11 protein-coding genes are annotated in these 8,343 nt (G+C 58.8%); 8 read left to right on the forward strand and 3 right to left on the reverse strand.

The features are described 5' to 3' along the window. Positions 1-177: 177 nt before the first annotated feature. The 5 genes from AC1QQ2_RS09895 to AC1QQ2_RS09915 all read left to right on the forward strand — a co-directional run bounded on the left by AC1QQ2_RS09895 (position 178) and on the right by AC1QQ2_RS09915 (position 5,828). Entirely contained in the window at positions 178-1,500 is a 1,323-nt protein-coding gene (locus AC1QQ2_RS09895) for a short-chain fatty acyl-CoA regulator family protein (RefSeq protein ID WP_478242135.1), read from the forward strand. 75 nt (positions 1,501-1,575) lie between these two features. After that, entirely contained in the window at positions 1,576-1,944 is a 369-nt protein-coding gene (locus AC1QQ2_RS09900; RefSeq protein WP_067548200.1) for a response regulator transcription factor, read from the forward strand. A 5-nt stretch (positions 1,945-1,949) separates the two neighbouring features. After that, positions 1,950-2,198 carry a hypothetical protein gene (locus AC1QQ2_RS09905; protein ID WP_105235604.1) on the forward strand — a complete coding sequence of 83 codons (249 nt, stop codon included), beginning with the start codon at positions 1,950-1,952 and terminating at the stop codon, positions 2,196-2,198. Beyond that, positions 2,198-4,885, forward strand: coding sequence for an ATP-binding protein (locus AC1QQ2_RS09910; protein ID WP_479712999.1), 2,688 nt, complete (start codon positions 2,198-2,200; stop codon positions 4,883-4,885). Before AC1QQ2_RS09905 ends, AC1QQ2_RS09910 begins: the two co-directional genes overlap by 1 nt. Positions 4,886-4,928: 43 nt before the next feature. After that, positions 4,929-5,828: a FliM/FliN family flagellar motor switch protein gene (locus AC1QQ2_RS09915; RefSeq protein ID WP_479712994.1), complete on the forward strand. Its 900-nt coding sequence runs from the start codon at positions 4,929-4,931 to the stop codon at positions 5,826-5,828. Here the strand turns inward: AC1QQ2_RS09915 and AC1QQ2_RS09920 are convergent. Genes AC1QQ2_RS09920 through AC1QQ2_RS09930 form a run of 3 tightly spaced genes read right to left on the reverse strand, consistent with a single transcriptional unit; the run spans position 5,787 to position 7,096 of the window. Next, positions 5,787-6,212, reverse strand: coding sequence for a protein tyrosine phosphatase family protein (locus AC1QQ2_RS09920; protein WP_105235601.1), 426 nt, complete (start codon positions 6,210-6,212; stop codon positions 5,787-5,789). The genes AC1QQ2_RS09915 and AC1QQ2_RS09920 overlap by 42 nt on opposite strands. 9 nt (positions 6,213-6,221) lie before the next feature. Continuing rightward, on the reverse strand, positions 6,222-6,653 hold the full coding sequence (locus AC1QQ2_RS09925; protein WP_249943536.1) for a DUF6691 family protein: 432 nt from the start codon (positions 6,651-6,653) through the stop codon (positions 6,222-6,224). Next, on the reverse strand, positions 6,653-7,096 hold the full coding sequence (locus AC1QQ2_RS09930) for a YeeE/YedE family protein (RefSeq protein ID WP_479712995.1): 444 nt from the start codon (positions 7,094-7,096) through the stop codon (positions 6,653-6,655). The genes AC1QQ2_RS09925 and AC1QQ2_RS09930 overlap by 1 nt, the downstream gene beginning before the upstream one ends. Positions 7,097-7,369: 273 nt before the next feature. Between AC1QQ2_RS09930 and AC1QQ2_RS09935 the strand changes: the two genes are divergently transcribed. From AC1QQ2_RS09935 to AC1QQ2_RS09945, 3 genes are all read left to right on the forward strand, one after another. Beyond that, positions 7,370-7,693, forward strand: coding sequence for an ArsR/SmtB family transcription factor (locus AC1QQ2_RS09935; protein ID WP_067548182.1), 324 nt, complete (start codon positions 7,370-7,372; stop codon positions 7,691-7,693). 86 nt (positions 7,694-7,779) lie between these two features. Then, positions 7,780-7,992, forward strand: a complete 213-nt coding sequence (locus AC1QQ2_RS09940) for a hypothetical protein (RefSeq protein ID WP_479712996.1) — start codon at positions 7,780-7,782, stop codon at positions 7,990-7,992. A gap of 167 nt (positions 7,993-8,159) precedes the next feature. Beyond that, a partial coding sequence (locus AC1QQ2_RS09945; protein WP_479712997.1) for a hypothetical protein occupies positions 8,160-8,343 on the forward strand: 184 nt, incomplete at its 3' end.

An 8,343-nucleotide genomic window follows, 5' to 3' on the forward strand; every position in this document is an offset into this window, starting at 1 on the left:
CCCTATTGTGAAAATCCGCGCCGGGCTCCTCCTTCCCGATGCGAAAGGCATTTTTACATGCAAGTTCATTATCAAGGGAGTTTCGAAAATCGGGCAACAAGTCACTTGGATATAATGATTTTTTTGTAAAGAAAATCACAATGCCATGGTATACGTTGTAAAATCGTTTTCTCGCAGGTGCGGAAACAGACTGAAAACGTTGAAGGAATCACGATGGTGCAGCGCCAGTTAACAGGGTCCAGAATTCGCGAACGGCGTGTCGACCTTGGTATACGACAAACTGATCTGGCTAATGCGGTCGGAATATCGGCCTCCTACCTGAATTTGATCGAACATAACCGTCGCAGAATCGCGGGAAAACTGCTGAATGACCTCGCGCGGGCGATGCAAGTAGACCCATCTGCGCTGACCGAAGGGGCGGAAACGGCGCTCTTGGATCAGTTGCGCGCTTCTGCTGCGCGGGATCGGGCTGCTGGGGCAGAGGTGTCGCGGACAGAGGATTTCGCGGGCCGTTTCATCGGTTGGGCCTCGCTCGTTGTGCGTCAGGATAAGCGGATCGATGAACTAGAGGCGCGGGTCAAAGTGTTGACCGACCGACTGGCCCACGACCCTCAGCTGGCGACATCCTTGCACGAGGTGATTTCGTCGGTGACCTCGATCCGATCTGCGGCGTCGATCCTTGTTAGTGACGATGACATCGACCGCGATTGGGAACGTCGGTTCCACCGTAATATATATGAGGACAGTCAGCGCTTGGCCGAAGCCTCGCGGGCGCTTGTGTCCTACCTCGATGCGCCGAGCGAAGAGGGCACCGCGTCGCTGTCCCCTCAAGAAGAATTAGAAACCTACCTGGATGCGCAGGGGTTCCACTTGCCGTATCTTGAGGGCGATGGGGCGCCCCAACGTGCGCCGATGCTACGGTCCAAGGCGGCGTCGGCCCTGTTAGCGGATTATAGGACGCGCTACCTCGCCGATGCTGAAACAATGCCCCTCAAAGAGTTCTCGGCGGCAGCGATTGAGGTCGGTCATGATCCTGCGCTGTTGGCGGGTCGTTTTGGCGTGCCTTTGGCGGCGGCGATGCGACGGCTCGCGACTTTGCCGTCCGAAAGCGGCCATCCCGCCTTTGGCCTCGTGATCTGCGATGCGGCGGGGGCGATTACATTGCAGCGTCAGGTCTCTGGTTTCGGCTTGCCGCGTGCAGCGGCAGCCTGTCCGCTCTGGCCGCTGTTCCGTGCCTTCAGCCAACCGATGCAGCCCATTCGCCGTGATGTGCAGTTGCCGGTTGAGGGCGGCGGGCGGTTCCGTTGCTATGCGATTGCGTCCCCCGCAGGCGCCGCGAGCTTTGACGCGCCCGCAACGATGGAGGCCGTAATGCTGGTGCGGTCGGTGACACCCTCGGGCGGTCCTGCCGATCCTGTCGGCACATCCTGCCGAATTTGTCCCCGCAGTGGTTGCCGCGCCCGCCGCGAACCGTCGATCTTGAACGAGGATGCGGTTTAACAATCACAGCTTTGACAGTGGCGCCTAATACGGTGATAGTCAGGCGGAAACCGACGTCTTGGGAGGGGCTGAGGAATGGCAAAACGGGTTTTGGTCATCGAAGATGAACCGAACATCATTGAAGCGATCAGCTTTATCCTGTCGCGAGACGGGTGGACCGTGCATACCCATTCTGATGGTGAAACCGCAAACGAACGGATCACTGCGACGCCGCCCGATCTGATCATTTTGGACGTTATGCTGCCTGGCAAAAGCGGCTTTGATATTCTGCGCGACCTGCGCGAGTCCCCCGAAACCACAGACTTGCCCGTTCTGATGCTGACCGCGCGGGGCCAAACCCGAGACCGCGAGATGGCTGAACGGCTCGGTGTGACGCAATTCATGACCAAACCGTTTTCGAACGCTGAAGTTCTGGAAAGCGTGCGCGCCTTGGTGCGTGACTAAGCGCGATGGCGCGGCCTACCAAAAATACCTTTCTCGAACGCGCAGGATATCGCCGCCGCCGTATGCGTGACGTGGCGCGTGTGCTGCCTGTTCTAATCGGGATTCTTTTCTGTATTCCGCTATTGTGGGACCGAAATGGCGAACTCGGCACGGCGGATGCGCTGATCTATCTCTTTACCGTCTGGTTCTGCGCTCTGGGCATTTCGGCAGGGATCGCTCGTTTTCTGGCCACTGATCGGAGCGATGATCGGTGATGGTGTCGTTTAACCTCCTGCTGGCTGTGGCGCTCGCCTATGTCGCGTTCCTTTTCGTCATCGCTTTTGCTGCCGAACGAAGCGCGGAAAAGGGGTCGGGCGCGTGGCTGCGGTCACCGTGGATCTACACGCTCTCTCTGTCGATCTATTGCACGGCTTGGACGTTTTACGGCGCGGTGGGCTATGCGGCGCGGTCGGGGCTAGAGTATCTGACGATCTACCTCGGTCCGACGGTTGTGATGATCGGCTGGTGGTGGGTTCTGCGAAAATTGGTGCGGATCGGGCGCAGCCAGCGGATCACATCGATCGCAGACCTCGTGTCATCGCGGTTCGGAAAATCGACCGCGCTGGGCGTGATGGTGACGCTGTTGATGGTGGTGGCCGCCACGCCCTACCTCGCGCTGCAACTCCAGTCTGTCACGCTGTCGTTCGCGGTCTTCGCCGATGCGGCAGGCGACAGCTGGTTGAGCGAAGACCTGACCCGTTCCGCCCTATGGGTCGCCTTGGGCCTTGCCGTGTTTACAATCATCTTTGGCACGCGAAACCTTGATGCGAACGAACGTCACCACGGGATCGTTATGGCGATCGCGGTTGAGGCGGTGGTGAAACTCTGCGCCTTGGTTGCGGTTGGGGTCTTTGTGGTCTGGGGCGTCGCGGGCGGCTTTGGCCCGATGATTGACCTGATCGACACATCTGACATCGCGCAATGGCAGCAATCCAGCGGCCGCTGGGTGGGGCTGACGTTCCTATCGGGCGCTGCATTTCTGACCCTGCCGCGTATGTTTCAGGTTCTAGTCGTCGAAAACGCCGATGAAAAGAACCTGGTCACCGCGAGCTGGGCCTTTCCGCTTTACCTCCTGACGATGAGCCTTTTCGTCGTGCCGATTGCGGTGGTGGGTCTGAAAATCCTGCCCGAAGGCTCCAACCCCGACTTGTTCGTTCTGACCATCCCGCTGAGCCAAGGGTTAGACGGGTTGGCGATCTTCTCGTTCCTTGGCGGGTTCTCGTCCGCGACCTCAATGGTGATCGTGGCAACGATTGCGCTGGCGACCATGATTTCGAACCACATCGTGACGCCGCTCTGGCTTTCGTCCAAAGGGCCGGGGGCGGTGGTCTCTGGCGATATCCGTCAGTTGGTGATCGGCGCGCGCCGCCTGTCCATCGCGGGTGTTCTGCTGCTCGGTTACATTTACTTCCGCCTTTCGGGTGGCGGTGAAGCACTCGCCGCCATCGGTCTGATCTCATTCGCAGGCGTCGTGCAGGTTCTCCCCGCGATGATCGGCGGGATTTTCTGGCGTGGTGCGACCCGTTGGGGTGCTGTGGCAGGCATCACCGTCGGCTTTGTCATCTGGGCATGGTCGCTGTTCCTGCCGTCCTTTGGGCCTGATGGTATTCTGCCGCAAACGGTCATTGATCACGGGCCGTTCGGGATTGCGGCGCTCCGTCCGCAGGCGCTCTTTGGGATCACGGAAATCGACCCGTTGATCCATGCGCTGATGTGGTCGATGCTGCTCAATTCTGTCGCGTTTTTCTTTGGCTCTGTCCTGACCTTCCCGCAGCCGCTGGAACGGTTGCAGGGTGCGCAATTCGTCAACATCTTTGAACACTCCGAAGGGGCGCGGGCGTGGACGACCTCAACTGCTGAGGCCGAAGATTTGTTGATTATGGCGCAGCGTATCCTTGGTTCGAACGAAGCGCAGGTTCTGTTCCAGCAAGAGGCGCAGCGGCAGGGGAAGGCGGGCTATCTGCCCGAGGTGACGCCAGAATTCGTCCAAAACCTAGAGCGGGAATTGGCAGGGTCGGTGGGGGCCGCAACAGCCCACGCGATGGTTGGTCAATTCATCCAAGGTGCGTCCGTTTCCGTTGAGGACCTGATCGCCGTGGCGGACGAGGCCGCGCAGATCATGGAATACTCCAACCGATTGGAGCAAAAGTCGGCAGAGCAAGAACGCACCGCCCGCCAGCTGCGCGATGCCAACGAAAAACTCACCCAGTTGTCGATCCAGAAGGACGCCTTCCTGTCTCAGATCAGCCACGAACTGCGGACGCCGATGACCTCAATCCGATCCTTCTCTGAAATCCTGCGCGAAGGCGGAATGTCAGACGATGAACTGTCGAAATATTCGGGCATCATCCATGATGAGGCGATGCGGTTGACCCGCTTGCTCGACGATTTGTTGGACCTCAGCGTGTTGGAAAACGGTCAGGTGACGCTGAACATGGCGCAAGGCAACCTTAAGACAGTCATTGATCGTGCGGTTTCGGCGACGGCGCATAGCCCCACGGCGATCACGGTGAAACGGCGCGATGGCGAAGAGACCATTCCGCTCTACACCGATCTGGATCGTCTGACGCAGGTCTTTATCAACCTCATCGCAAACGCGGGCAAATACTGCGATGCAAAGCGTCCTGTTTTGCGAATTGAGCCGCGCAAGGTCGCTGGCGAATGGGTCGTTGATTTCATCGACAACGGCGCCGGGATCACCAAAGAGAACCAACAGGTGATCTTTGAGAAATTCTCGCGGCTCTCTGATCATCGCAAAGCGGGCGGTGCGGGCCTTGGCCTCGCCATCTGCCGCGAGATTATGACCCGTTTGGGTGGCACAATCACTTACCTGCCGGGGCAGGGTGGTGCTGCGTTTCGTGTCGTTTTGCCAGCCGCCGTTAACCCCGCGCTAACGCGCTGAGGCATAATGTCAGCGGGCCATGGATACGCCCGTCTTACACCGCATGTTACGCAAGCCCCCCGACGCGCCAGTTGGGACGCCCGACCGCGCCTTGCGGTTGGCGGTCGTGCGGGCGTTTGATCGGGTGTTAGGTGTTCCTGTGTCCGTCGATGTTGCGTTGTCCGAGGTTGATGTGGACGACCTCGCGGCGTCGCTGTCTGACGGGGTGATTATAGGGCTCGACCGTGGGATCGCTGTGGGGCTGTTGGCCTGTGATCCAACGCTCGTCGCGGCGCTGACGCAGATACAGACGATTGGTCGTGTGGTGGATCGTGAGACGGCAGCGCGTCCAATGACCGCCACAGATCGCGCGTTGTGTTTGCCGTTTTTGGCCGCCTGTTTTGAAAACCTGATGGGAGGATTGGCGGACACCGATCTGGTCGACTGGCTCACGGCGGTGACGATCGGCGCACCGATCCCCACACCTCGTCAGGTGCCTATGATATTGGCCGCGACGACCTATCGCGTTGTGCGGTTTGCCATCAGGTTTGGCGACACTTCCCGCGCGGCTGAGTTGGTGGTTGCACTTCCTCCAGCGCCGAAGCCGCAGGCCAAAGAACCGTCGACCCAATGGTCCGATAGTTTGCGTCAGTCGGTTCTAGAAACCCACGCGCAACTGAACGGCATCCTCGCACGGATTTCGCTGCCGCTAGCGCAGGTCGAAGGTTTGTCTGTGGGGGCTGTTGTGCCGCTCTACGGGGCGACGGTCGGTTCGGTGCGTCTGGAAGGGCCAGATGGAACCTGTGTCGCCATGGGCCGTTTGGGCCAGATGGCGGGGCAACGGGCCGTGCGGATTGAACCCGCACAGCCCGCGCAATTGTCAGAGGTGACGGTGGCTAATCCGCCCCGTCAGGCAGCGCCCTTACCCCTCAGCGAGGCCATCGATACGGGCAGCAAGACCTGAGAGGTCATAGCCTGCACGTGCAGTCGCGTTGATGATCGCTTCGGTAGGCATTTTGCCTGCCATACCCAAGGACCAAACGATCGACGACCGTGTGCCCGATGCGCAATAGGCCAGCACAGGGCCACCAGCGGACTCGATGGTCGCCATCTGCAACGCGACCATGTCCATGTTCAGTCCTGCGTGGGTGACCGGGTTGACCACATAGGTCAATCCTGCGCCCTCAACGGCGATCTTCATCGCGTCAGACTGCCACTCCGGCGGGATCTCCGAATCGGGACGGTTATTGATAACCGCCACGAACCCTGCCGCTTTGATCGCGTCGAGGTCTTCGGGGGTGATTTGCGGGGTCACAGCATAGCTGTCAGTGATCGTGCGTATATCCATAGCGCAGGATTAAACCGCCGGAGCGGCTCCGTCCAGACGTGCTTTGATCGAAGGTGCGAACCACATGCCTGCGCCCATCGCGAGGACGAAAACTGTACCCTGAATGCCACCATAATAGAGCGAAGCAATCGACGGACCGGGGCAAAGGCCGACCAGACCCCAGCCGAATCCGAACAGAGTGGACCCGAGGACGAGGTTGCGACCGATCACCGGATTCGGTTTCGGCGGGAACATACCGCCCAAGGCGGGCATACGGCCTTCGGTCCAACGCCATGCAAAGAACATCGGAATGATCGCGCCACCCATCACAAAGGCAAGCGTCGGGTCCCATTCGCCGAACACGTCGAGCCAGCCTTGGACCTTACGGGTGTCGGTCATACCAGACACGAAAAGGCCAGCACCAAAGAGGCCGCCAGAAATCGCGGAAAAGAGATTACGCATCATACCCACCCCAGCAAATGTTTGAACAGGATCACGCCAAAGCCGCCTGCGACGATGTAAAAGACGGTGGCGACGATGCCACGCAGCGACAGGCGCGAGATACCGCAAACCCCGTGACCCGAGGTGCAGCCATTCGCGATCCGTGTGCCGACGCCGACCAAGAGGCCAGCCACGACGACCGCCCAGAGGTTTTCAGTGGCATAGGTTTGTGCTGGGCCGTCACCTTGGAGGTTGCCAAAGAGGAGGGCGAGCACGGTCGGGACACCGAAAAGGCCAGCAAGGAACCACGCGCGTTCGGCCTTTTGGTTGCCAGCGCTGCCGTCAACGATTCCACCGATGATGCCCGATGCCCCCATGATGCGCCCGTTCACCAAAAGGTATACGGCACCGCCCAATCCAATGAGCACACCTCCGGCAAGGCCGAAGATCCATTCAATCTGCATATTTTTTGTCCTGTTTAGTTCCCAAGAGTTGGCGAGAGTGGGCAAACGACCCATTTACATAAGGAACGACACCTTTCAGCGTCGTTATATTTGAAATACGATGTGTTTCGCGTTATCTGCGTTACAATCGCGGACGAAGCCGAACCTTTGGCGTATTGGACATTGCAGCGGTCCTGACCAGATTCTTTGCTAGCTCGTCTGGCACAGAAAATAGAGCACTGGTCACGTATTGCAATAGTTTAATATGTGGTTTATTAAATTTATGAGGACGTAATGGACGATCTGGCAATCACGGCGGAGGCCATGGATAAGGCAGCAGACGAAGCAGCAGAAGTGATGAAGGTTCTTTCGAACCCCGCTCGCTTGCGTATTCTTTGCGCTCTTCTTCCCGGAGAGCGGTGTGTTGGCGAGCTCGAAGAGATGCTCGGCGCGTCGCAGTCCTATGTATCGGGTCAGTTGGCACGTATGCGGTCCGAGGGCTTGGTCTCTTGCGATCGTGAAGGCCGCACCATTCGTTACCGTTTGGCGGACCCGCGCGTTGGTCCGATCCTGGAACGTCTGTACGAAGTCTTCTGTCCAGTTCCTGCCGCACCTTGACGTGTGTCATGGCGCGGTGATCCGCGCGGCGTTACCTTGGGTTATTCAGCGGGGCAGTCCCGCTGACCGACCCAAGAGGAGCGGACATGACACGGCACGAACTCGAAGCAAAACTCTACGCCATCCTTGACGACATGCAGCGCGATGCCGCGCATCGGCATCGGCTCCAACCTGAATATCATGCGATCCTGAAACAAATGGCGGACGAAGGCGTCCCCGTTCCGCCACGTCTACAGGATCTGGATATGCGCCTGATCGACGAAGCCGTCGAAGCCCAATTTGACAATATGCCGATCTAGGATGTGGCGCTGAGGCGACGAAAAAAGCGTGAATTCCTGCGAAATGCCTGTTTTTGCACCTGAAACGGCGGCAAAGGCTTGCTCTTTGCCTCTGCGCGGGCCCAAAGTCTGGCAGAGCAGTCGGTGAGTAGGACTTGGGCAGTTTGTCGAATTTAGTGAAATTCCGAATGCGCGATGGCGTTGCGGTCATTGTGCTTGCCTCTCCGCCTGTGAATGCGCTGACCCATGCGCTGCGCGTTGAACTTGACCGTCTGCTGGATCAGTTGTCCGCACGTGAGGATGTCATCGCTGTAATTTCGGCGTCTGCATCTGCGAGGCGCGCACGCAATGCTTCCAAAGCGGCGGCATCAG

The organism is Aestuarium sp. (assembly GCF_023253315.1).
GTDB lineage: Bacteria > Pseudomonadota > Alphaproteobacteria > Rhodobacterales > Rhodobacteraceae > Marivivens > Marivivens donghaensis.

Excerpts from the sequence above, each read along its gene's own strand:
- AC1QQ2_RS09900 (WP_067548200.1), top strand. The coding sequence starts at position 1,576 with ATGGCAAAACGGGTTTTGGTCATCGAAGATGAACCGAACATCATTGAA.
- AC1QQ2_RS09915 (WP_479712994.1), top strand. The coding sequence starts at position 4,929 with ATGTTACGCAAGCCCCCCGACGCGCCAGTTGGGACGCCCGACCGCGCC.
- AC1QQ2_RS09920 (WP_105235601.1), bottom strand. The coding sequence starts at position 6,212 with ATGGATATACGCACGATCACTGACAGCTATGCTGTGACCCCGCAAATC.
- AC1QQ2_RS09910 (WP_479712999.1), top strand. The coding sequence starts at position 2,198 with ATGGTGTCGTTTAACCTCCTGCTGGCTGTGGCGCTCGCCTATGTCGCG.
- AC1QQ2_RS09925 (WP_249943536.1), bottom strand. The coding sequence starts at position 6,653 with ATGCGTAATCTCTTTTCCGCGATTTCTGGCGGCCTCTTTGGTGCTGGC.
- AC1QQ2_RS09930 (WP_479712995.1), bottom strand. The coding sequence starts at position 7,096 with ATGCAGATTGAATGGATCTTCGGCCTTGCCGGAGGTGTGCTCATTGGA.
- AC1QQ2_RS09905 (WP_105235604.1), top strand. The coding sequence starts at position 1,950 with ATGGCGCGGCCTACCAAAAATACCTTTCTCGAACGCGCAGGATATCGC.
- AC1QQ2_RS09940 (WP_479712996.1), top strand. The coding sequence starts at position 7,780 with ATGACACGGCACGAACTCGAAGCAAAACTCTACGCCATCCTTGACGAC.
- AC1QQ2_RS09935 (WP_067548182.1), top strand. The coding sequence starts at position 7,370 with ATGGACGATCTGGCAATCACGGCGGAGGCCATGGATAAGGCAGCAGAC.